This window comes from Chryseobacterium sp. FG46 (assembly GCF_057809135.1).
The window spans coordinates 105427-130746 of sequence record NZ_JBMDJJ010000001.1; the positions used below are offsets into that span (position 1 = coordinate 105427).

Annotated in this window: 18 protein-coding genes; 10 read left to right on the plus strand and 8 right to left on the minus strand. The window is 36.3% G+C overall.

Translation table 11 applies throughout. The features are described from left to right. Positions 1 to 15: 15 nt before the first annotated feature. Complete coding sequence (locus ACODR7_RS00470) at positions 16 to 1329, minus strand: hypothetical protein (RefSeq protein ID WP_488836375.1); 1314 nt, start codon at positions 1327 to 1329, stop codon at positions 16 to 18. 119 nt (positions 1330 to 1448) lie between these two features. On the opposite strand from ACODR7_RS00470, the gene ACODR7_RS00475 reads away from it, so the two are divergent. Then, the gene (locus ACODR7_RS00475; RefSeq protein ID WP_488836376.1) at positions 1449 to 3983 is read left to right on the plus strand and encodes a phosphoenolpyruvate carboxylase; all 2535 of its coding nucleotides are present in this window, start codon (positions 1449 to 1451) and stop codon (positions 3981 to 3983) included. A gap of 234 nt (positions 3984 to 4217) precedes the next feature. Here the strand turns inward: ACODR7_RS00475 and ACODR7_RS00480 are convergent, their stop codons facing one another. Further along, entirely contained in the window at positions 4218 to 5822 is a 1605-nt protein-coding gene (locus tag ACODR7_RS00480; protein WP_488836378.1) for a S8/S53 family peptidase, read from the minus strand. A gap of 88 nt (positions 5823 to 5910) precedes the next feature. On the opposite strand from ACODR7_RS00480, the gene ACODR7_RS00485 reads away from it, so the two are divergent. From ACODR7_RS00485 to ACODR7_RS00500, 4 genes are all read left to right on the plus strand, one after another. Continuing rightward, positions 5911 to 7035, plus strand: coding sequence for a DegT/DnrJ/EryC1/StrS family aminotransferase (locus ACODR7_RS00485; RefSeq protein ID WP_488836380.1), 1125 nt, complete (start codon positions 5911 to 5913; stop codon positions 7033 to 7035). Positions 7036 to 7038: 3 nt separating this feature from the next. Continuing rightward, the gene (locus ACODR7_RS00490; RefSeq protein WP_488836382.1) at positions 7039 to 7557 is read left to right on the plus strand and encodes a hypothetical protein; all 519 of its coding nucleotides are present in this window, start codon (positions 7039 to 7041) and stop codon (positions 7555 to 7557) included. Between the two features lie 9 nt (positions 7558 to 7566). Then, positions 7567 to 8589 (plus strand): UDP-glucose 4-epimerase GalE, encoded by a 1023-nt coding sequence (gene galE, locus ACODR7_RS00495; RefSeq protein ID WP_488836383.1) that lies wholly within the window; start codon positions 7567 to 7569, stop codon positions 8587 to 8589. Positions 8590 to 8734: 145 nt separating this feature from the next. After that, entirely contained in the window at positions 8735 to 9187 is a 453-nt protein-coding gene (locus tag ACODR7_RS00500; RefSeq protein ID WP_488836385.1) for an adenylyltransferase/cytidyltransferase family protein, read from the plus strand. 143 nt (positions 9188 to 9330) lie between these two features. Here ACODR7_RS00500 and ACODR7_RS00505 read toward each other — a convergent pair whose 3' ends face one another. From ACODR7_RS00505 to pnuC, 5 genes are all read right to left on the minus strand, one after another. Further along, on the minus strand, positions 9331 to 11940 hold the full coding sequence (locus ACODR7_RS00505) for a TonB-dependent receptor domain-containing protein (RefSeq protein ID WP_488836387.1): 2610 nt from the start codon (positions 11938 to 11940) through the stop codon (positions 9331 to 9333). Between the two features lie 133 nt (positions 11941 to 12073). Next, positions 12074 to 13099 (minus strand): endolytic transglycosylase MltG, encoded by a 1026-nt coding sequence (gene mltG, locus ACODR7_RS00510; RefSeq protein WP_488836388.1) that lies wholly within the window; start codon positions 13097 to 13099, stop codon positions 12074 to 12076. Positions 13100 to 13132: 33 nt separating this feature from the next. Then, positions 13133 to 13900: a diaminopimelate epimerase gene (gene dapF, locus ACODR7_RS00515; RefSeq protein WP_488836390.1), complete on the minus strand. Its 768-nt coding sequence runs from the start codon at positions 13898 to 13900 to the stop codon at positions 13133 to 13135. 88 nt (positions 13901 to 13988) lie between these two features. Further along, entirely contained in the window at positions 13989 to 14648 is a 660-nt protein-coding gene (locus tag ACODR7_RS00520) for a hypothetical protein (RefSeq protein ID WP_488836392.1), read from the minus strand. 4 nt (positions 14649 to 14652) lie between these two features. Next, positions 14653 to 15324, minus strand: a complete 672-nt coding sequence (gene pnuC, locus ACODR7_RS00525) for a nicotinamide riboside transporter PnuC (RefSeq protein WP_488836393.1) — start codon at positions 15322 to 15324, stop codon at positions 14653 to 14655. Positions 15325 to 15773: 449 nt separating this feature from the next. On the opposite strand from pnuC, the gene ACODR7_RS00530 reads away from it, so the two are divergent. The 4 genes from ACODR7_RS00530 to hemN all read left to right on the plus strand — a co-directional run bounded on the left by ACODR7_RS00530 (position 15774) and on the right by hemN (position 20724). Continuing rightward, the gene (locus ACODR7_RS00530) at positions 15774 to 17291 is read left to right on the plus strand and encodes an amino acid permease (RefSeq protein WP_488836395.1); all 1518 of its coding nucleotides are present in this window, start codon (positions 15774 to 15776) and stop codon (positions 17289 to 17291) included. 45 nt (positions 17292 to 17336) lie between these two features. Further along, positions 17337 to 18350: a beta propeller repeat protein gene (locus ACODR7_RS00535; RefSeq protein WP_488836397.1), complete on the plus strand. Its 1014-nt coding sequence runs from the start codon at positions 17337 to 17339 to the stop codon at positions 18348 to 18350. 131 nt (positions 18351 to 18481) lie between these two features. After that, positions 18482 to 19126, plus strand: a complete 645-nt coding sequence (locus tag ACODR7_RS00540; protein ID WP_488836399.1) for a hypothetical protein — start codon at positions 18482 to 18484, stop codon at positions 19124 to 19126. A gap of 239 nt (positions 19127 to 19365) precedes the next feature. Next, positions 19366 to 20724 carry an oxygen-independent coproporphyrinogen III oxidase gene (hemN, locus tag ACODR7_RS00545; protein ID WP_488836401.1) on the plus strand — a complete coding sequence of 453 codons (1359 nt, stop codon included), beginning with the start codon at positions 19366 to 19368 and terminating at the stop codon, positions 20722 to 20724. A gap of 83 nt (positions 20725 to 20807) precedes the next feature. Here the strand turns inward: hemN and ACODR7_RS00550 are convergent, their stop codons facing one another. Beyond that, positions 20808 to 22175, minus strand: coding sequence for a PQQ-dependent sugar dehydrogenase (locus ACODR7_RS00550; protein WP_488836403.1), 1368 nt, complete (start codon positions 22173 to 22175; stop codon positions 20808 to 20810). Between the two features lie 216 nt (positions 22176 to 22391). On the opposite strand from ACODR7_RS00550, the gene secD reads away from it, so the two are divergent. Next, on the plus strand, positions 22392 to 25301 hold the full coding sequence (secD, locus tag ACODR7_RS00555) for a protein translocase subunit SecD (RefSeq protein WP_488836404.1): 2910 nt from the start codon (positions 22392 to 22394) through the stop codon (positions 25299 to 25301). Positions 25302 to 25320 lie beyond the last annotated feature (19 nt).

Sequence of the window (25320 nt, forward strand, 5' to 3'; positions counted from 1 at the left end):
TAGGAAAATTGAAGCTTATTCAATTTCGTATGGGTTTCCGTACTTCGCTTTTATTTTATCTATAAAAGATATTTCAATTTCCTTTTTCTGAAAAATTTTAAATGCCGTAAGAATATCATTAGCCATCCATCTGACTTTCCAATTGTCATCTTTAAGCATTTTTACAATTTTCTGTACAGCATAATCACTTTTCTGAATATTTTCCAAATCCATCCAAGAATCAATATAACACAATGCTTTTAGCCTGACCTTGTCTGTAGGATTCTTAAACTGGTTGTAAAGATAATCAGCTACTTTTGGAGAATAAGAGGACTTATAATCACAAATGATTTCATCCAGAATGTCGTATATTTTATCATCATTATTTAATTTAGCTTTTTCGAATAACCTTATAAATTCATTGGCTAGGAAATCTCCCCAACTATCTGAGTTTTCAGACAAAGCAAAATAAATGGAGCTTACATTGCTTTCTTTAAAGTCTAAAATATTGTTACAGTATTTAGGAAGATCTTGAGGGTATTTTTTAGCAAGAGCATTAATGTTTTTGATTTCCTTGTCTAGTTCGTTCTCACTTAGAGAAAGTAACTCTTCAATATTCATAATATTTTCAAATACCGATTGAGATTCTATATTTGATTTCTTGATGGTATCTTTACTATTACTTTGATTAAAACGGTCTCTATATATTTTCAGATATTGTTCTAAAGCATAGTCTGGAATATCAAGTTCATCAATTTTTAATTCCATTCTTTTCGATTTATGAAAGAGAGAAATATATTTTACTTCAGTTTCATATTTGGAATCATCAGAGATTTCCTTTCTTGTAATTATTTTCTCATTCCTGATTTCATTCCAGTACATTAATGATCCTCCATCTAGAGCAATACCTTTATTATTGATAAGTAAATAAACTTTTTTTGATAATATTTGAATAACTCTCTTTATAGTTTTCCAAACATACCCAAAGATGAGTACTCCTGAGACAATAAGCATAAAATAATCCCTTCTACTGAACTTTTTATAATCAAATCCAATGATATTTAAAAGATAAAAACCTAGAATTATTAAAACAGTATAACCTAATATACTCGTTAAATTATTTGACTTTGAATACTTGATATGAGTTTCATCCGGAACTTTTGTTTTATCAATTAGAATGTTTCTGTTTTTATGATATAAATATTCCTGAATCGCAGAAATTCCACAAATTAAGGAGCCAATAAAGAAGATTACGGAAAAAATAAATTCTTGCCTCAGAAAAAAAAGTCCAACTGTCAAAGAGATAATTGTAAGAATTGAAAAAAATATGGTACCGAATTTTTGTTTCATTTGTGTTTGATTAATAGGCGACCAAAATATAAATAATTAATATTGTTTTTTTGCATTTCGGCAATAATTTTTGTCATTTGTCAATCCAACTCATTTTAAAATCTCTTACATTTGTTACTATGATACACGACCAACGCGCAGAAAAATTCAGGCAGATTGTGGAAAATAAGTTCCAGATCTATAATTCATTATTTATGAGCCTGCCTTATGATAAAATGACGAATATCGGAATGCTGCTTCCATTTCTTTATGAGGAAAGCAGAACCGGCTATGAAGCAGGAAAAACTCCTGAAAATATCGTCGAAGAATTTTTTAAGAATCATACCGATCTTCAGACGGAAGAGCAGAAACTGGAACTGCTTTTCAAGATCATACAATATATAGAAAGACAGGTTGTTTTGTTCGATAGTATTGAGGATGCTGCATTTCCCAACCTTCACTCCGAAAGTGATAACGGTACGGTAACCAATCTCTTTGAACGTTCTTTTCAGGATCATAAAATTGAAAAAGTACGCGAAAAATTAAAAGATTTTAGCGTTAAGGTTGTATTTACTGCGCACCCTACTCAGTTTTATCCAAGTTCGGTACAGAGAATTATTCAGGATTTGAGAGGCGCTATTACCCATGATTCGGTGACTCAGATTGATACGCTTCTGCAGCAGCTGGGGAAAACTCCTTTTGTCAACAAAGAAAAACCGACTCCAATAGACGAGGCGCTGAGTATTATTTCTTATCTGAGATATGTATATTATGATACCATTGGCGAACTGTTTACGAAGATCAAAAAGACTTTCGGGAACGGTCATTTTCACCTTCATGAAGATATTATCCAGCTTGGTTTCTGGCCGGGAGGTGACAGAGACGGAAATCCTTTTGTAACAGCAGAAGTAACGAAAAGAGTAGCGGAAGAACTTCGTTCGGCTATTCTGAAATCATACTATAGCCACTTAAAATTTATCAGAAGAAGATTGAGTTTCAGAGGCGTATCCGAAGTGTTAACCCAATTAAGTGAAGAGCTGTATGCTGCCATTTTTGATGGGAAAAGTATTAAAGCAGAAGACATTTTAAAGAAAGCTAATGAGGCAGAAAAAATATTAATAAACGAACATAATTCTTTGTTTTTAGATCTTTTGATTAATTTCAGAGACCGTGTGATGATCTTCGGTACTCACTTTGCAACCTTGGATATCCGTCAGGACAGCAGAATTCACCAGAAAGTTATTGATGAGGTTTATGCAAAAGTATATGGAAATGAAGAGGCTGATTACGAGCAGAAGTTCAACAAACTTATTCAGATTTCAGAAACAGTAAATCCTGAAGATTTCGAAGACATTGTAAAAGATACTTTGTTAACGGTTTCACAGGTTACAGATATTCAGAATCTGAACGGACTGAGAGGCATGAACCGCTATATTATTTCCAATTCTGATACCGTAAAAGACGTTATGAATGTCTATGCATTCTTTAAAATTTGTGGTTATAAGGATGAGGATATCAATATGGATATTGTTCCGCTTTTTGAAACCATGGAAGGGCTTGCCAATGCAGAAAATGTAATGAATGAACTGTATCATAATCCTGTTTATAAAAAGCATCTTGAAAAAAGAGGAAATCAGCAGACGATTATGCTTGGATTCTCGGATGGAACCAAAGACGGTGGATATTTAAAAGCCAACTGGGAAATCTATAAAGCCAAAGAAGTACTCACAAAACTTTCGGAACAGAATAATATTAAAGTTGTTTTCTTTGATGGCAGGGGAGGCCCGCCGGCAAGAGGAGGTGGAAAAACCCACGATTTCTATGCTTCCCAGGGAAAAACGATTGCCAATAATAAGATTGAATTAACCATTCAGGGACAGACGATTACCAGTATTTTCGGAAACAAGGAGCAGGCAAAATACAACTTTGAACAGCTTCTGACAGCAGGTGTTGAAAATGATGTATTTAAAAATTCAAAAAAAGAACTTACAGAAAAGGAAAGAGCTTTGATTATAGAGCTTGCAGATATCAGCTATAAAAAATATTCGGATCTGAAAGCGCATCCTATGTTTGTACCTTACCTTCAGGAAATGAGTACGCTTGAATATTACGGAAAAACGAATATCGGAAGCCGCCCTTCAAAAAGAGGAAACGGAAGCGAGCTTAAATTTGAAGATCTGAGAGCCATCCCTTTTGTAGGCTCATGGTCACAATTAAAACAGAATGTACCGGGATTTTTCGGTTTTGGATATGCGATGCAAAAGATGAAAGAGCAGGGCAGATTTGAAGAGGTAAGAGAACTGTACAAAGGTTCGGATTTCTTTAAAACTTTAGTTTTGAACTCTATGATGAGTATGAACAAGTCTTACTTCCCATTGACGTATTATATTAAAAATAACCCGAAATTTGGAGCATTCTGGAATATTCTTTTCGATGAATACGAGCTTTCCAGAGATATTATGCTGGAGCTTACAGGCTTCAAAATGCTTCAGGAAGAAGATCCGTTATCCAGAAAATCTGTAAAAATCCGTGAGAAGATTGTGCTTCCGTTGTTAAGTATCCAGCAGTATGCTTTGATGAAAATTCAGAAAGGAGAAGGGAATAAAGAAGCTTATGAAAAACTGGTGACACGTTCTTTATTCGGGAATATCAATGCGAGCAGAAATTCTGCATAAATTATTACGAAAGTTTTGTACCTGTCGTACAATAGTATATCAATAGGAATGGGTTATAATCCTGAGCGCAGTCGAAGGAAGCCCATTCTTTTTTTATTGATCCATCCCAGGTTTTAGCCCAAACATATTGTTGTATGCTGTATTAAAAGAATTTCTCCCGCAGATTAAGCAGAGCACACAGATGTTTATGTTGTACTAAATCTGCTCAATCTGAATAATCTGCGAGAAACAAAATTATTCCTTTAAGAATTTTTCATAGAAAACCTTATCCTTCGTCTGAATTTTCAGATAATAGGTTCCTTTTGCAAAATCTTCCACTTTTATAGATTTCTGCTGGTTGCTTTTTCTGATTAATCTTCCCAGATTATCATATATTTCCAGGGACTGAACTTCTTGCTCTAATGCTACATTAAGAATGTTTTTTGCAGGATTCGGGAAGATAGAATACGTTTCTTTTTTTACAATTTCAGATGTATTCAGAACAAGATTGTATAAGCTTCCGAAATTAAGAATCCCAAATCCCATCTGATCGGAATGTGCAGGATAAAGTGATGCTGTTTGTCTCAGCTTTGTTCTCATCTGCTCTCTGTTCATCGTTGGAAACGCCTGAATAAGACATGCAACACCGCCGGCTGCAATAGGAGTCGCAATTGAAGTTCCATTCACAATTAAGGTAGCATTATCATAAACGGTTGTTGTACCGGTTCCCTGGGTACTTCCGTCCGGTTTTACCACCCCGAGAGCATTAGGCCCGAAAGAAGAAAACCCTGAAGCATTTCCGGCAGAATCTACAGACCCGATAGAAAATACTTTAGCGTTATCAGCGGGTGTCATAAGGTAATGCCACGGCTGTTGTCCGGCGTTACCGGCAGCGGCAAGAACAAAAATACCTTTTTCAGCAGCAATGCCTGCTCCGCGGGCAATAAAGGAGGTATTGCCATCCATATTGGCATACGTATAATTGTAACGGCTTTCGTCAAAAATATTGTATCCCAATGATGAGGTAATGATTTCAACTCCTTTTCTGTCTGCTTCCTCAGCCGCCTCAATCCAGTATAGCTCTTCTTCGGGAATTTCTACAGCCGCATTTTCACTGCGATAAAGATAAAAATCAGCATCAGGTGCTGCTCCTGCAAAAACATCTTGCAGATATCCCCCGATAACACCTAACACAACAGAACCATGAGTACTGAGAGCCGTATTATAAATATCTCCGGTTTTGGTAACAAAATCATAAGAAGCTTTAATATGATTATTCGTCCATAATCTTGTAAAGGCAGCTCCTGTATTCACTGTTGGGAATCCGGCATCAATTACCGCTATGGAAACTCCTGTTCCTGTATAGCCTGCCAGATGAAGCGGCCGGATATTGACCTGATCGATTTGTCCTGCCCCTGATCCATAATTGAAGTTAGTAAGTGTCTTATTGATACTGGCATCATCTTTCCATTTTCCTGATGATGTTTTCACAGTGGTATTAGAGCTGTTTCTGGCAAAACTTTCAACAGAGGAAACAAAAGACTGAGCCTGAAGTAACGCTTTTTGTGCCGGAGTGGCATTTACTGCTGCTCCATTAAGCCATTTTGAGTAATCTGTCACAACAAATCCCAAATTTTGAAGATTCTGAAGGTAAGACTGTTCAATAGGAGCATCCTGATCATTAAGCGGTATTCCCAGCGTCGTACGTCTGTTGAGTGATTTCTGGCTGAGCTCTGACAGCGGATTGGCATAAAAAGCAGCTTTATTAGGCTTATCCGTGAAGTAAACAAAAACAAGCTCCGTTTGTGCGGAAACGGTTAGGTAACCTGTTAGGAAACAAAAGAGTAAAAGTTTTTTCATAAAATTTATTTGTATAAAGATAAAAACAAAATCAATAAAATTTTTGATAGGATTTTAAATTCCTTATTTTTACAGAAATATTTAGTATATGAAAAAAATTCAGATGGTTGATTTGCAAAGTCAGTATTACAAAATAAAGAATGATGTAGACAATGCAGTTTTGAATGTAATGGATTCTGCGGCATTTATTAACGGTCCTGAAGTAAAGTCTTTCCAGAATGAATTGGAGTCTTATTTAGAAGTAAAACATGTGATTCCGTGTGCCAATGGTACAGATGCATTACAGATTGCCCTGATGGGTTTGGATCTGAAAGAAGGAGACGAAATTATCACGGCTGATTTTACTTTTGCTGCAACAGTGGAGGTAATTCATCTGCTTAAATTAAAGTCTGTATTGGTAGATGTAGATTATGATACATTCACAATTTCTACTGAACAGATTAAAAAAGCAATTACGCCCAGAACAAAAGCGATTATTCCGGTGCATATTTTCGGACAGTGTGCCAATATGGAAGAAATTTTAAAAATTGCTGAAGAGCATAATTTATATGTTATTGAAGATAATGCCCAGGCAATCGGTTCAGAATATACTTTTTCCGACGGAACGGTAAAACAGGCAGGAACAATGTCTACTGTGGGAACCACTTCTTTCTTCCCTTCAAAAAACCTGGGATGCTATGGAGACGGAGGTGCTATTTTTACCAATAATGATGAATTAGCTCACCGTTTAAGAGGAATTGTAAACCACGGAATGTATGAAAGATATTACCATGATGAGGTAGGGGTAAACTCACGTTTGGACAGTATTCAGGCAGCGGTTTTAAGAAAGAAACTCCCTCACCTTGATTCTTATAACGAAGCAAGAAGAAGAGCAGCAGATTTTTATGATGAAGCATTTGGAGGAAATCCAAACATCCTGACTCCCAAAAGAGCCGAGAACTCTACTCATGTATTCCACCAGTATACATTAAGAATTCTGAATGGAAAACGTAATGAGCTTCAGAAGTTTTTATCGGAAAAAGAAATTCCTGCAATGATTTACTATCCTGTGGCGTTGAGAAAACAAAAAGCGTACTTCCAGGAAAGTAATGCAGCAGACTTTGTGAATACTGATAAGCTTTTGGATCAGGTAATTTCTTTACCGATGCATACAGAATTAGACGAAGAGCAGCTAAAGTATATTACAGATGCAGTGCTTGAGTTTATGAAATAAATAATGAATAAGGCTTTTTTTTCATTAGCATTTATTATTAGCCAGCTTATTTTTGCTCAAAGTGGAAATAGGTTTGCTATTAATGATCTCTTAATTAAATTTCCTAAAGAGGTTGAACTTCGCAATCTGAATAAGGTTTCCGGACAATATCTTTTTGTGGATAAAGAAAAAAATAATATTCAGGTTTCAGTAAGAAATGCATCTAAAATGGATTTTTATAATCCTGAACTGAATAAAGAACAGCTTTTGGAAGCTTTTTACAAATGGGATTTTGATTACTGGAAAAGCAACTCTGTGGGAGCTGAAGTTAAGGAAATTTCTAAAGATCTAGATAAAAATGAGATTCTTTGGGAAGTGACTGTTAAGGAAGGAAAAACAATATTTTTATTCGGGATAATAGAAAACAAACTTATTTCTGTTTCAATAAACAATAATAATATTTCGGACGAGGAAAATATAAATTTTGTAACGAAAGTTTATAGACAAATCTCAAGGTATAATGATAAGAAACACAAAGATTAAAAAATAAAAATGGCAATACTTGTTACCGGCGGCCTTGGATATATTGGTTCTCACACTGTAGTAGAACTTCTTAATAACGGCTTTGAAGTGGTTATTATAGACGATTTATCCAATACGGAAAGGTTTATTTTAAAAAACATTGAGGAAATTACCGGTAAAAAACCTGTTTTTTATCCTTTCGATTTAAGAAGAAAAGAACTTCTTACTCAGGTTTTTGATGCGCACCAGATTGATGGTTGTATCAATTTTGCTGCCTCTAAAGCGGTAGGGGAAAGCCAGATCATTCCTGTAGATTATTATGAGAATAATCTGTTTTCTTTGATTAATATTCTTCAGGAATTTAAAGCAAGAAAGATCTCCAATTTTATTTTCAGCTCATCGTGTACCGTTTACGGACAGGCAGATGTAATGCCGATAGATGAAAATACTCCGTTGAAAATGCCTGAAAGTGTATATGGGAAAACAAAACAAATGGGAGAACAGATCCTGATTGATTTTGCAAAAGCCTATCACAGTAAAATATCGCTATTAAGGTATTTTAATCCAATCGGGGCACATCCATCCGGAAAGCTGGGAGAATTGCCTATAGGAATTCCTAATAATTTAGTACCTTATGTGATGCAAACAGCTTCAGGAATAAGAGAAAAATTAAATATTTGGGGAGATGATTACCCTACAGAGGACGGAACTGCCGTTCGTGATTATATCTATGTTGTTGACCTTGCAAAAGCACACGTTGCAGCATTAAAGAAACTCATTGATGATTCTTCATCGGATGTTGTGATAGATATCTACAATCTGGGAACAGGAAAGGGTTCATCTGTACTGGAAGTGGTAAAAGCATTTGAAAAAGCCAATCATGTAGAAGTGCCTTATCAGATATGTGGCAGAAGAGAGGGAGATATTACTATTGCGTATGCTAATCCAGATAAAGCCGAGAAAGAGCTCCACTGGAAGTCTGAAACCTCGCTTGAAGAAGCTCTAAGAACAGTTTGGGAATGGCAGAAATATCTGAAAACCAGAAATTCATAGACTTAAGTATTGAAAAATACTGACGTCACATGAAAGAATAATTTAAACGATCATAAAACAAATTACAAACACCTTCCTTGAAAATTAAGTGTCTTATCTTTTTAAGAAACATTTATTTTCAGCGAAGCTTTAATTTAACATTAATATGAAGACACAGAGAATAGGTATTACATTTTCGTCATTTGACTTATTGCATGCAGGTCACATCAAAATGCTTGAAGAAGCTAAAACCGTGTGTGACTATTTAATCGTTGGACTTCAAATCGATCCGTCTCACGATCGTCCAAACAAAAATAAGCCAAGCCAGACTATTGTTGAAAGATATATTCAACTGAAAGCAGTGAATGCTGTGGATGAGATTATTCCTTATTACACAGAAGAAGACCTTTTGGATATTCTTAAATCATTTGTGATTGATGTAAGAATCATTGGAGATGATTATATGGACAGAGACTTTACAGGTAAAAAATACTGTGAGGAAAAAGGAATTGAAATTTTTTTCAACAAGAGAGACCATAGGTTTTCCACCAGCGACCTGAGAAGAAGAATCTACGAAGCTGAAAAAGAAAAATACTCGAAAGCAGAACCTGTAAAATAACAGAAATAAAAAAGAGGCCGTCTCACAACTCGTGAAAACGGCCTTTTTTATGAAAATTTCCTGTATCCCTATACGAGAAGGGTTTTCGTTTAAGCGATTCTCAACCCACATCATCTAGTTGTGATACACCTTCTTTTGTTGTGTTACATAGGGCCGCTTTGCTGGTCATCACCTGTTTCGTTGGAATTGATATCCTTTTTCTTTTTAGGCTGTTCAATTTTTTCTCCCTGCTTAAATCTGTAAGTTAACGAAATAGCAAACTGTCTTGGCTGCCATTGCATATAGTTTCTTCGCGTGTAATCCTCATTGAAACTAAATACTTCTCTGCTTCTTGTATTGAATATATCCTGAATATTGAAGGAAATTGTTCCATCTCCTTTCCAGATAGTCTTGGATGCACCGAGATTCAGAGCATACATATCTTCTGTATTTTGGCTGGCTGTTTTCTGTGCCCCTCTATAGAATCCCTGTAATTGTACACTTAGCGTTTTGTCAAGCTTGAATGTTGTATTAAGACGGGCTCTGGTAGAAAAACCGTCTCCTGTGAAATTCATGCTGCGGGTTTGCTGCAGCTTATTTTTATCAATAGCGTCATAATAAGCAATTCCTGTAGTTTTATATCCGAACATGTCCAGACTTCCCATGATTTTCAACCATGCAAATGGATCATAAGTAAAGTTCAGGTCCAAACCATAACGGTCATCGTTTCCTAAGTTGATTGGCTTTGTATAAAATACACCAAGGCTTTCATCAGGTCTGTAGACCAACATTTTGGTATCATCCGTTGCGTGTCTGTAGTATAGGGTAGGATTAACTGTGAATTTTTTTCTGGTAATATTATATCCTACTTCAAATGAATCTACATAGGAGGGATTCAGGTCTATGTTTCCTTCAAAAATATTCTGGCTGTTGCTGTAATTCGGGAAGGGGACCATAAAGAAGGACCTTGGTCTGTCTATTCTGCGGGAATAATTAAGCAAAATCTGATTATTTTTAGATACATCATAGCTTAAGAATACACTCGGAAATAGATTATTATAATTTTTGGTCTTATCTAACGGCTTATCATTAGGATTTTGATTGATATAATTAATGCTGACATTGGACAGCTCATCTCTTAAACCAAGCTGATAAGCAAATTTTTCTCCTATTTTACTCTTAAATTGTAGATAAAAAGCATTGAAGACTTCTTTATAATCTGTATTGTTATTATAACTTGGAATAAAAGGATTGTTGGAAGTACTGCTTACAAAATTATTGTAAGTATTATCATTAACATCCAATCTATATCCTGCTTCAAGCTTGGATTTTTCTCCTATTGGCAGCTCATAATCAGCTTTACCGATTATTGTTTTAGTTAACGAATATCTTCTTGTAATATCCTGCACATCAGGACGAAGGTCGTAAGTTTCAAGAATGTCCGCATTATTGTTACTTCTGTTCCTTTGCAGACTTAATGATACGGATAAATTTTGTCCGTTATCATCAAATTTATGATCTAATCCCAAATCTCCCTGGAAAGCAAGGTTATTGAAGATACTTTTAGAATCTCTTCTTCCATAGGGATTTAATAAACTCCATTTTCCTGCTGTAGTGCCCGGATTCGGTGAATCTCTGAAAAACCTGTAAAAACTGTCGTAGGTATCAAGAAGTTCATTTCCGTCTCCTTCAAATGTTCTCACCAATCCTGTTAAATTAATGGAAGTCTTATCAGATAAATCATATACAAAACCCGCACTCACATTATAATTTTTATTATACGTTTTATTCTCGGAGTTTTGCAATTGATGAACAAGAACATCATTAGGCTGCTGGAAAGCAATCACATCGGGAAATGTGAGATTGTGATAGGTTGTTTCCGAATTATTCTTCGTTTTGTTTTCTGTGTAACCACCGCCGCCATTCAGGAACCATGTCCAGTTGTTTTTTCTCCAGCTCAGGTTCGTATTAAGAGAAGTTCTTGGAAAATATCCCAGTGATCCAACCACACTACCATTAAATCCGACCTTTTTATTTTTTTTTAGGATGATATTCAGGATACCGGATGTACCACTTGCTTCAAATTTAGAAGAAGGGTTGGTAATAACTTCAATTCTTTCGATCTGATCCGCCGGAATACTCTGCAGTGCATTAGCTCCGTCATCTATCCCAAGAAGGGCAGAAGGCTTTCCATTGATAAGAAACTTTACATTGGTACTTCCTCTCATAGAAACTGTTCCGTCTGTATCCACGGAAACCGAAGGAACATTGGTTAAAACATCCTGAAGATTTCCTCCTTTGCTCACAATATCCTGCGAAGGATCATATGTTTTCTTATCAAGCTCTACTTTATAAGGTTTTGCTGCAGAAGCAGTAATTACAACACCCTGAATTTCTTTTGTTTTGCCATCAGCAGTAGACGAAGGCTCTGCTTCAATAGATAGTGCTCCGATATTACCTGCTTTTGCAATATTTTTGCTGACTACACTTTTTTTGTAATCAATAGCTTCTACCGTAATATCATAGTCTCCTGGCATAAGCTGAAGGGTATATTGTCCTTTTTCATCCGTCAGTACAGCATCACTTAAAGTCTTGTTGGCCTTATTGCTGAAAGTTACGGAAGCATAAGGAACCGGTTGATTTTTTTTGTTGACAATGATCCCTGAAACTCCAGCCTTTTCCTGTGCAAAAGCCAGTGCTGCCGCTGAAAGTACTAAGGTAAGTCCTAAAGTTTTTCTGGTGAAAATATTGACAATTTCTGTCTTATTCTTCATAGGTTATTTTTTTGTATAAGATCGTGCGAGAATAACCCTTAATATTTAGAGTATCAATACCAATTTGATCATCAAAACATTATGGTTGTTTATTGTTTTTCTAACTGTATAAATTTTTAGGTGCTTTCTAAGCCTATTTTATATTTTTTGAGTTGAGCCAGTCCTGGTAAGCTTTGGCATTCACCGCATGTTCTTCAGCACTTGCAGTAAACTTGTGATAGCCGAATCTTGCCGGATCAGCACACATAAATATATAATTGTTGTTTTCAGCATTTAAAACAGCATCTATTGAATTCTTATCCACTACACAGATGGGTCCCGGAGGAATACCTGTATTGGCATAAGTATTATAAGGTGATGGTGTAGACAAATGCTTATAAAATACCCTTTTTATAGGTTCTTTAAAATTTGTCTGCTTATTGATCGCATAAATAACTGTAGGATCGGACTGAAGTTTCATTCCTTTTCTGTAACGGTTTAAATATAATCCTGCAATCGTTTTCATTTCGTCCTTTTTTCCTCCTGATTCTTTATACACAATAGAAGCCAGGGCGTAAATCTGATCTCTTGTAAGACCGGACTGCTGTTCTTTGTTTTTTCTTTCGCTTGTCCAGAAATCATTATATTGATTTTCAAACTTGGAAAAAAATTCTCTCGGACTTACGGTCCAGAAAAAATTATAGGTATCAATGAAAAAGTATTTTTTTAAATCTTCAACATTTTTATAACCTTTCTCCTGTGCAACGGCATCCAGATCATTGACAAAATGCAATGAATCAATTTCCGTTTTTTTAGTCACCTTACCAATCATCTGGTACATATCTCCAAAATCACCGATTCGGTAAGAGTTGGCTGTCTGGTTACCAGCTTTGATCATATTGACAAGGTTTTTGTTTCCTGTTCCGCTCTGGATATGGTAACGCCCTGCTTTAAAATTGGTATCAAGACCTTTTTCCTTGGCTACAGCTTCAAAAGACTCTCTGTCTTTAATATAAGGAGCAATAGAATCTAGGATTTGTTTAAAGCCCGCTCTATGAGGAATCAGAACGTAACCCTCTTTTTCTACGTTATTTCCTAAATATTTATTATAAAATCTCAAACCAAAAAATCCTGCCACTACAAAAGCCAGCAGAATGACAATGAGAATTGCTTTTTTCATTCTTATTAATGTTGATTAAAAGTTTTTTTGTTTTTAAAGAAGATCTGTTTTACCTCTAAAAACTTGCTTTGCAGGACCTTCCAGCCAAATATTCTGGAATGCATCCCCGCTTTTTTCAGCATATACTTTAAGGTTTCCGCCTAAAGTTTTAACTTTTACAGAGGTTAGATTATGTTTTTGCAGAAAAGTTAAAGCGGAAGCTGTAACTCCTGTCCCGCAGCTGTAAGTTTCGTCCTCAACGCCTCGTTCATAGGTTCTTACAAAAATTTCATTATCTGAAATTTTTTCTACAAAGTTCACATTGATTCCTTTTTCTTTATATTTTTCAGAATTTCTGATGCCATATCCTTCGCCATAGACGTGATACTCTTTCAGGTTGTCTACATATTTTACATAGTGTGGAGATCCGGTGTTGAGAACAAAATCATCTCCGTCCTTTGAAACGGTGTCTACATTGATCATTTTTAATTTAATGATTCCGTTATGGATTTCAGCTTCGTGTTCACCATCCGTCGCAATGAATTTGCATTTGTCTTCAAAGATGTCCAGGAAAAAAGCAAAAGCAACAAGACATCTTCCTCCGTTTCCACACATCGTACTTTCCCCACCATCAGAATTGTAGTATACCATCTTGAAATCATATTCAGGATCGTTTTCCAATAGAATAAGACCGTCAGCACCTATTCCGAAGCGTCTGTCACATAGCTTTTCAATACTATCTTTATCTTTAGTAAATTGGAGATCACGGTTGTCTACCATTACAAAATCATTCCCTGTTCCCTGATATTTATAAAATTCCATATTTTTTTGTTAATGAAGAAGCAAAATTACTATATTTAAAATGAAAAACGAACAGTGTTAACTGTTCGTTTCCTTATTTATAATCGTTTTATCTAAAGCCGCCTCCGCCGCTCTGCTGTCTGCTTGAACTCGTGCTTTGGCTGCCGGAGCTATTTCTGAATCCCCCACCGGAAGATTCAGACCTGCTGCTTTCAGAATTTCTGAAACCGCTGTTATTCTGATTGTTCTGATTACTGCTGTTTTGGTTTCTGAATCCACTGTTACCGTTGGAATTTCTGAAACCGCTATTGTTTTGATTTCCCTGACTGTTCTGATAACCATTATTCTGGTTTCTGAATCCGCTGTTGCTATTGGAGTTTCTGTTATTATTGAATCCTCCGTTATTATTGTATGAACCGTTGCTGTTCGTTGTACGCGTATTCTGGAATCCGTTCTGAGGTCTTGAAGATGAAGTAGACCTTCTTTCTACGTAGACCTTTCTTCTGGAGTTATTGTAGCTATCATAGTAATAAGGAATACCATTATCATAGTAATAATTAACATTGTTTCTGTAATAATAGCCGTCATTACCCCAATATCCACCGCTTCCGTAATATCCTGAAGGCGCATAGTAATATCCGTTGTTATAATAAGGGTCTCCATAGCCATAACCTCCACTATTGCTTCCGTATCCATCGGTATATGCTAAACAAGAGGTTAAACTGGTAATAGCAAAAATACTGAATGCTATTTTAAATAAATTTTTCATGACTTTATTGTACTTTTTTTTCTTTAAAACTTTTTTTCCAATTGGCGTATCCCAAGATCGCCATTATAGTAAATACCAAATATTGAACCGAAGTGATTCCAAGCCCCTTAAAAATCATCATAGGGATACAAATAAGATCTCCGATAATCCAGAAAATCCAGCTTTCAATGCGTTGTTTAGCCATCAACCACATTCCTGCCAAAAATATGGAGGTAGTGAAAACATCCATCCAGTTGGCCCAGTCCAGATGATATAATCCCAAACTGACTCCTTCCATCGAAAATTGATTATCGATATAAGGTTTGTAATAATAAATAAGGGTAACAAGTGCCAGACTCAGTATAAAAAGGATGCTGGCATAGATCCATTCCTTTTTGAGTGCCCAGGTAACATCAACATGAATATGATCTTCAGAATTTTTGGCCCATAAAATCCATCCGTAGATACTCATTACAGTATAATAGACGTTGATAAGGCAGTCTCCAAGCAGACCGAAATTGAAAAGAATATAAACATAGATCAACGTAGAAATAATACCGGTAGGATATACCCAGATGTTTTTTTTAATTGAAAAATAGACACTCAGAGTTCCTAAGACGGCACCCGAAGTTTCCAGCATAATCTGTAAAGTATCATAGCTTTCATAAGGCTTTATGAAAAGATCATATAAATTCATGGCATCAAAAATAAATAAATCTTATTTTCTTTTAAGAAGTTTCTTACATTTTATAAATTATAATAACGTTTCAGTAAAGTTTCGCGGTTTGTGAAAATTCTATGGGAAAAGAAGATTAAACAGGAATCCTGTATCTTTTGTGTTGTAAAGCATTTGTCAGGTCATAATGACATTACTGCCGTTTTTAAACTACAGGCATCAATATCTATCTTTACATTCTTTTTTTTTGTAAAACTGTAGATTACTGCATATTTGTATCATAACTGACTCCCTGATTTTGTGGTTCGGAATCAGAGAGGGAAAGCTTCATGCCGGGTGAAATACTATGAATAAGGTGCTGGTCAGGTTTTTAAAGTCTTTAATGTAAAATAAATGATGAAATTTTAACGATTAACGTGAGAGTTTCTAAATTTTTTATATTTTCGTAAATCCTTAATAAATAAAAAAACATGTCGAAAATTTGGGTAAAAAAGCCACTAAGTGCCTATGAGGCAGATATGAAGAAAAGTGAGCTGAAAAAAGTCCTTGGAAAATGGAGTTTAACAGCAATTGGAGTGGGTGCTATCATCGGTGGTGGAATCTTTGTTCTTACCGGAACAGGAGCCTATTATCATGCGGGACCAGCTCTTGCTATTTCCTTTATCATAGCAGGGATTGCCTGCGTTTTTGCTGCATTATGCTATGCAGAGTTTGCATCCATTATTCCTGTAGAGGGTTCAGCTTATGCCTATGCATACGGAACAGTAGGAGAAATTTTTGCATGGGCCATGGGATGGTGTCTCATCCTCGAGTATGCCATGGCGAGTATGGCCGTTTCCGTAAGTTGGTCCGGATATTTTAACAAGTTTTTAAAGATTTTTAATATTCATTTGCCTGCCTATCTTACATCAGATCCGGCAAGTTATACCGGAGATGGTTTTTCTATGAACCTTCCTGCATTTATTCTTGTTCTTTTAATTACTGCATTATTGGTAAAGGGAACTAAAGAAGCTGCAGGGGCGAATAACCTGATCGTTTTAATGAAAACTTCAGCTGTTATCTTTGTAATTATTGCAGGAATATATATTATTTTCTCTAATACCGATCTTTACAACGCTGTAGACGGTGTTAAAAACTGGAAACCTTTTATTCCGGATCAGGTTCAGATTAAAAATTCTGAAGGAGATCTGGTTTCTGCCTACGGTATTAAAGGAATTATTTCCGGAGCAGCAGCTATTTTCTTTGCTTATATTGGTTTTGATGCTGTTTCTACGCAGGCTGGGGAAGCGATTAATCCTAAGAAAGATGTACCTTTCGCAATTATTGCTTCATTATTGGTTTGTACAGCTTTATATATTTGTGTATCTCTTGTATTAACAGGGATGATGCATTATACAGACTTTAATCCGGAAGGGAAATATCCTGATGCTATTAAAGCTCCTGTAGCATATGCTTTTGAAATTGCCGGAAAACACTGGGCCAGTAATATCGTAACAATTGCTGCTACTGTAGGGTTAATTTCCGTAGTAATGGTAATGATGATGGGACAATCCAGAATCTTTATCGGGATGGCAAAAGACGGATTGATTCCTAAATTCTTCGGTGATCTTCATCCAAAAACAAAAACACCTTATAAAGGAATTATTTTGTTAGGAATTGTAGTAGCTTTGATCGCAGCATTTACCCCTATTTCAACATTGGCAGATATGACAAGTTTCGGAACCCTGTTTGCATTTACACTGGTTTGTATCGCAGTTTGGGTAATGAGAAAGAAAGAACCTAATTTGATCAGACCTTTCAAAGTTCCGGCTTACAAAATAGTTGTAGCACTGGGAGTATTTATCAATATTTATTTGATATTTAACTTAAGCGCTCACGCATTGGAGCTTTCGGCTGTGTGGTTATTCCTGGGTGGTTTAGTATATTTCCTTTATGGGAAATCAAACAGTAAACTGAACAATCCTGAAAAATATCAGAACCAGGATTAATAATATAAACCGCTTCGGCGGTTTTTTTTGTCCCAATATTATAATATGAAAAAGATTTTTTCCATTTTATTTCTGTCCACCGGACTTACAGCGTTTTCCCAACAGGTGGAAAGCCTTGAAACAATTCTTAATGATAAAATCAGTATCAGAGCCATTGAAGTATATGACAACAAAGTGTGGTATAGTGGTACGGATTCCAAATTCGGGTTTGTAGATCTTAAAGACTATAAAAATCAGAAACAAATGAAATTGTCTGAAGAGAAGCTTCAATTCAGAACATTGGCACAGAATAAAACTACATTTTATGCTATCAATATTGAGAGCCCTGGACGTTTCTTTGCTATCGATAAGAAAACTATGAAGTCACAGGTTGTTTTTAAAGATACAGCAAAAACAGCTTTTTATGATGCTTTACATTTCGTTAATGATAAGGTAGCTTATACTTTTAGTGATTCGGATAAAGATCTGAGGCTGAAGCTGGCGGTCTATAAAGACGGGAAATGGAGTATGTTTAAGAATAATATAACATTAAACGAGGGTGAAGCTGCATTTGCTGCAAGTAATACCAATATTTCATCCTCTAAAAAATACTTATGGATTGCAACAGGAGGAAAAGCTTCGCGAATTTTAAGAATGAACCTGAAAGATCAAAAGTTTGAAATTTTCAATACACCATTTGTACAGGGAGAATCTTCACAAGGAATGTACTCCATAGATTTTTATGAAGATCAATTTGGGATCGCTGTTGGGGGAGATTATACAAAACAGGATGCTAATATCAACAATGTTGCTACCACTAATGATGGGGGGAGAACCTGGCAGATTCATGCTTCAGGGCAAAATGCGGGATACACCACCTGTGTGAAAATTAAGCCGGGATCAAAAGGAAAAGAGATTATTGCGGTGGGAGACAAGCATATCAGTTACTCTTCAGATTTTGGAAGGACGTGGAAGAAAATTTCCGATGAGAAAGGCTTCTTTGTGTGTCAATGGTTAGATGGTAACAATGTTGTACTTGCAGGAAATAACAGAATTGCCGTCATAAAATTGAAATTTTAATTTTCTTCTCTTGAAATTTCAGATAAAACAGGCTGTTGGGATATCTTACAGAAATAAATGTTATTTTTGTATATTGAAATTTACCGGAGAAGTTCCGGTAACACCAAGAGAAAAAAAGATTAATTAATAATATGATGATGAAGATAAAGAATAAACAATGGGCTATATGCCTTGGAATGTCAGCAGTAATGTTAGCTGCCTGTAAAAAAGATGAAAAAAAGCTGCCGGAAAACACAGATCATGTAATTTCTTCTTCTGAAGGAAAAGTTGTGGATTCTGCGAAGACCGGGACTACAGAATCCGGATATAATTCCGACACCACAGACAATGCCACTGCTGAAAAGCTGAAGCTTTATCTCCAGGATTATTTGAAAAACGATCTGCCGTCCCTTGAAACTTCCGACCGCCAGTTTTCTTTTTATACTGTAGACCTCAATAATGATAAAAAAAATGAATATTTCATTTCACTTTCAGGAAGAGCATTTTGTGGAAGTGGAGGCTGTACATTTTTATTGCTAAGCAGTGATATGAAGCTGATCAACAGATTTACGGTAATGAGACCGCCGGTTTTCAGAAGTGCAGCAATTACTTCAGGATGGAATGATCTTATTTTAAAGAGTGGAAACGAAAAGTTCATACATTTGAAATGGGATGCGAAAGCTGGTAAATATCCTTCCAATCCATCAATGGTTAAAGAAACAGATATGGCACCGTCCGGTCATGACTTCATTATGTGGGATGATAATTTTTCAAAAGCGAAAACATTTACATTTTAATGGAGCAATGCACCATAAAAGCATATGATTGCCATATTCCTCTCATGAACAATTTTTAAATAGTTAATATAGAATTTATCATTATATTGAATAAAGTCAGTATTCATCATATTTAGATTCATTATAAAATAGAACCTAATATAATTCATAGGCTAAAATTCATAACTAATGGTTAATTTTGTAAGGTGAAATTTTAATTATGTTAAATTTCATACCCTTATAAAATTTTAATTTTCAAAATGAACTCTTTAATAGATAAGTATAATATTCCCGGACCGCGTTACACTTCTTATCCTACTGTTCCATATTGGGATGAATCAACATTTTCACCGGAAAAATGGAAAGAAACTGTAATCAGGTCTTTTCATGAGAGCAATGCAGAGGAGGGGATTTCTATTTATATCCATTTGCCTTTCTGTGAGGCGTTGTGTACGTTCTGTGCGTGTCATAAGCGTATTACCAAACAGCATAGTGTTGAGGTTCCTTATCTGGAAAGTGTTTTAAAGGAATGGAAACTTTATCTTGATCTTTTCAACGAAAAACCTAAACTGAAAGAATTGCACCTTGGAGGAGGAACACCTACATTTTTCTCACCTGAAAATTTGAGAACATTACTGGAAGGCATCTTTTCATCAGTAGATATTGCAGAACATCCGGAATTTTCTTTTGAAGGGCATCCAAATAATACCACGAAGGAACACCTTCAGACGCTATATGATCTTGGTTTCAGAAGAGTGAGCTTTGGAGTTCAGGATTACGATCCTAAAGTTCAGAAAGCGATCAACAGAATCCAGCCTTTTGAAAACGTAAAAAACGTTACAGAATGGGCGAAGGAAATAGGATACAGGGGAATCAGCCATGATCTGGTTTTCGGATTGCCACACCAGAATTGGGAAGCAATGGAACATACCATCAGAAAAACAATGGAATTGAAGCCGGACAGACTGGCATTCTATTCTTATGCGCACGTTCCATGGGTAAAAGGTGTTGGACAGAGAGGTTTTGATGAAAATGACCTGCCTAGCGGTGAAGAAAAACGCCATTTGTATGAAGATGGTAAAAAACTGCTTCAGGATTTAGGATATATTGAAGTAGGGATGGATCACTTTTCTCTTGAACATGATGATCTGTATCAGTCTTTGATTCATAAGAAACTTCACAGAAATTTCATGGGCTATACTTCCAGCAAAACCCAGCTTATGGTTGGACTTGGTATGTCTGCTATTTCAGATTCCTGGTATGCTTTTGCACAGAATGTGAAAACGGTGGAGGAATACCAGAAGATGGTTGAAGGAGGTGAAATTCCTGTAATAAAAGGACATGTTCTGAGTGATGAAGATCTTACGGTAAGAAGACATATTCTGAATCTGATGTGTCAGCTAGAAACCACTTTTGATATTAACAATTCTTTCCCTGAGCTTGAAAATGCACTGGAAATGTTGAAAGAAATGGAAAATGACGGTTTGGTTGAGATCAACGGAACTGAAGTTAAAATTACTGAAGCCGGAAGAGCATTCACCAGGAATGTAGCGATGGTTTTTGACCTGAGAATGATGAGAAATAAACCGGAAACGAGAATTTTCTCTATGACAATATAAGCAAAAGCGGTTCAGATCTGAACCGCTTTTTATTTGGTTTCGGGTTAGTTTTTATCCTTTTATAGACATAGTGACAAAGACTATTATTTAATAATTAATTTCTGGCTGTAAGATTTCAGCTCTCCTGATTTCAGGTTGATGTAATAAACTCCGGCTGGTATTCCTGAAATATTGATTCCTTTTCCATTGGAGATTTTATCTTTTTCCAATATTTTTCTTCCCTCCGGACTTATAATTTCCAAAGTAGCATTTTTATCTTTAACTCCATCAATGAAAACTTCTTGGGAAGCCGGATTAGGATGAACTTTTATGGTTTCCAAATTATTTTCCTGGATTCCTAAAGTTCCTGTGGATATTTTAAAAATCTTTCCGCTGTTTACAGCTGCTACGTACAGCTCTTTTTGATAATCTTCCCCGAAAGTAGAAAAATTATTTCCTGAATAAGGTGTGGTCCACGTGATGGCATTATTGCTGTCTAAAATCCCTATCTGGGTAGAACAGTAATCTGCAAAGAAATATTTTCCCTGAAGTGACGGATATTGAGTGCCTCTGTAAACATAGCCGCCCGTGATAGAACATTTTCCTCCGGAATGGTCATATACGGCAACAGGGAAGGTCATGGCGGACTGTGCAGCGCATCCTGCCGGATTGTATGTATTGTTCCCTTCATAACAGCGCCAGCCATAGTTTAAGCCAGCCTGAGTAATGGGCATTTTGTTGATTTCCTCTATGGCTTCCTGTCCTACATCTGCAATCATAGCATTCCCTGTGGTAAGATCAAAAGAAAATTTCCAGGCATTTCTAAGTCCGTAAGCCCAGATCTCATCTGCACCATCTACTCCGGATCCTGCAAAAGGATTGTCTGGCGGAATATTGTAAGGACCGGTAGCATCTACGTCTATTCTCAGCATTTTTCCCAGTAGTGAATTTTTGTTTTGAGCGTTATTATTCGGGTCACCACCACTTCCTCCGTCTCCGGTGATGATCCAGAGTTTTCCGTCAGGGGCAAAATGAATGCTTCCTCCATTGTGATTGTCGAATGGTTTGGGAATATTCAACAGTATTTTTTCGGACGCAGGATCTGCTAGGTTTGGGTCTGTAGAACTTACACTGTATCTGGCAACAATAATATTGCCTGAAAGGTTGTTATAATACACAAAAAAATACCCGTTCGCAGAGTATTGAGGATGAAATGCAAGACCAAGAAGGCCTCTTTCACCGCCGAAAGTAATTTTTGATCCGATATTCAGGAAATTGGTTGTGTTAATTGTCCCGTTGGGTTGAATAATTTTAATGATACCGTTCTGCTGTACAACAAAAAGACGGCTGTCATTGGCGTTCGTAATCTCTACAGGGCTGGTAAGTCCTGTTACAAATTCTTCCAAATTAATGCTTTGAGAATTAACAATTAAGGAAGAAAAAATGCTGATGCAAAAAAGTAATTTTTTCATAATATTTTGAGAGTTAGTGTGTTGAGGAAGTAAATGAAAATTTTATACCAATCGATTTTGAAGACTTCATGATGATCGTATGAAAAAATTGTTAAATCTTAAATAGAAATCACGATGCCAATATATCTGGAAATAAACCATTTCTGTTGTTAAAAATTCATAAAATACAAGAAAATCATTATATTTGCCGACTTAATTTAACGTAGTTATAACAAAATGCAAGGAAAAGGACTTATTACAATTGTCGCTATTGTACTAGGGTTGATTTGCTTAAACGAGCTATTACCAACATGGTACGCCAGCAAAATTGAAAAGCAGGCAACTGCTATTGCAGGAGACAATCCGGAGAAGTATCAAAAAGAAATCGCAAGACTTTCTAAGGATACTTTGAACTTAGGATTCACAAAACTTTATTACACTAAAGCCAAAGACAAGGAAATGAAACTTGGTCTTGACCTGAAAGGGGGGATCAACGTTCTTTTGGAGATCAACCAAAGAGATCTTGTGAATGATTTAACCAATTATTCTACAAATCCTGTTCTTATTGAGGCTTTAAACAAAACTGATGAAGCACAGAAGAATTCTACTAAACCTTACATCGACAACTTCTTCGAGCAGTTCGATGTAATTAACAAAGCTAAAGGTACCAACCTTAAGTTGGCAGATCCGGAAATTTTCGGAAATACAACCCTTACTGAGGTGAAGTACAACACGCCTGATGATCAGGTAAAAAGCATTGTTAAAAGAAAAATCGATGCATCTGTAGGAACCGCTTTCGAGGTAATCAGAACGAGAATTGACAAGCTTGGAGCGATCCAGCCAAACGTTCAGAGAGTACCTGGTACTGCGAGAATTTCTGTAGAAATGCCTGGTATGAAGGACATCGATAAAGTGAAGAAAATGCTTCAGACTTCTGCAAAACTTCAGTTCTGGGAAGTACAGCAGGTTCCTGAAATTGCCCCTTATTTTCAGACTTTGACAACTATGGTTGCTACAAAAGGAGATTCTATGGGAGTGGCAAAGAATGTGAACTTCATGAGCCTTTTACAGCTTGACAAATTAAGAACAAATGGTGTTGCCAATGTAAAATTATCCGATACTGCTGTTGTAAACAAAATTTTAAACAGCAAAGTAGGTCAGTCTTTACGTCCGGCTAACATTAAATATACACAGTTCATGTGGGGTTACAAGCCTGAAGGTACTGATACTGAAAGTTTAGTATTGTATGCGATCAGAGGTAACATCAACCAAAAAGCTCCGGTAGACGGTGCTGTTGAAACTGCAAACATCAGCTACGATGAACTAAGCAGAGTCGTGGTAGACATGCAGATGGACTCCAAAGGAGCAAAAGAATGGAAAACATTAACGGAGAAAAACGTTGGAAAACCGGTTGCCGTAACTCTTGATAACAGAGTATACACAGCTCCTAACGTTGTAGGTGCTATCCCTAACGGTAGAACGCAGATCTCTGGTAACTTCTCTCAGGAGGAAGCTAAAGAACTGGTAGACGTATTAGGTGCGGGTAAATTGCCTGCAGGTGCAAAAGTAGTTCAGGCTACAGTTGTAGGTCCGTCTTTAGGACAGGAGGCTATTGATTCTGGTTTAATGTCGTTTATCATTGCATTTGCGATTATCATCGTTTATATCATTTTCTACTACGGTGGAGCTGGTGTATATGCGGTAATTGCTATGGTGATCAACTTATTCTATATTTTCGGTATCATGGATTCGGGAGACTTTACCCTTACGCTTCCAGGTATCGCGGGTATTGTTCTTACGATGGCAGTAGCGGTCGATACGAACGTTATCATTTATGAAAGAACCAAAGAAGAATTATTCGCAGGGAAAAGTATTCTTGAAGCTTACAAAGATGGTTTCAAACATGCATTAAATGCGATTATTGACGGTCACACTACTACTTTCTTAACGGCAGTTGTATTGTTCTTCTTCGGAACAGGACCTATCAAAGGTTTTGCATTGACGTTGATGATCGGTATCTTAATGACATTATTCACGTCTGTATTGCTTTCAAGAGTAATGATCTTCTCAAGATTAAATAAAGGAAAAGGACTTTCTGTCTGGACTCCGGCAACGAAGAACCTGTTCAGAAATACCTGGATCGATTTCATCGGAAAGAGAAAATATGCTTACATCATTTCTGCTGTTCTTACAGTTGTATGTATTATTTCTATCGCAACACACGGTTTCAAATACGGTATCGACTTTACCGGTGGTAGAAACTATGTCGTTAGATTTGATAAAGATGTAAAAGCTGAAGATGTTGAAGAAAAATTAGTAGCATTATTCAAAACTGAAGATGGTAAAAACTCTTCTGTAGAAGCTAAAACTTTCGGAAACAACAAACAATTAAAGATCTCTACAGATTACCTTATCGAAGATGAATCTTTGAAAGCTGACCAGATTATCGAGCAGAAATTATTTGAAGGCTTAAAATCAAACTTACCGGCAGGAACTACATTGAAAGATTTCAAATCTGCTGATAAAGACCACGCAGGAATTGTTTCTTCTGAGAAAGTGGGACCTTCTGTTGCTGATGATATCCAGACTCATGGTATCTATGCGGTATTGGCAGCATTAGCAATGATCTTCATCTATATCCTGGTAAGATTTAGAAAATGGCAGTTCTCTCTTGGAGCGGTTGCTGCTCTATTCCACGATGCGGTAATTATTTTGGGAGCCTATTCATTGCTTCACAAATACATGCCGTTTAATATGGAGATCAATCAGGATTTCATCGCTGCGATCCTTACAGTATTGGGTTACTCAATCAACGATACCGTAATTATTTTCGACAGAATCAGAGAATACCTGAGAGAGAAAAAATCTTTAACATTGGCAGGTCTGTTTGATGACTCTATTTCAAGTACACTGGGTAGAACATTCAACACCTCATTCACTACGATTCTGGTGATCCTTGCGATCTTCATTTTCGGAGGTGATAACTTAAGAGGATTCATGTTTGCGATGTTAATCGGTATTGGATTCGGTACTTACTCATCCATCTTTGTTGCGTCTGCAATTGCTTATGATTTCCTTAAAACAGGAAAAGAAGAAGAGGTACATGGAAAATCCACTTCTGCAAAAGAAGAGCTTGCTTCAAAGTAATACAAACTACAATAAATTA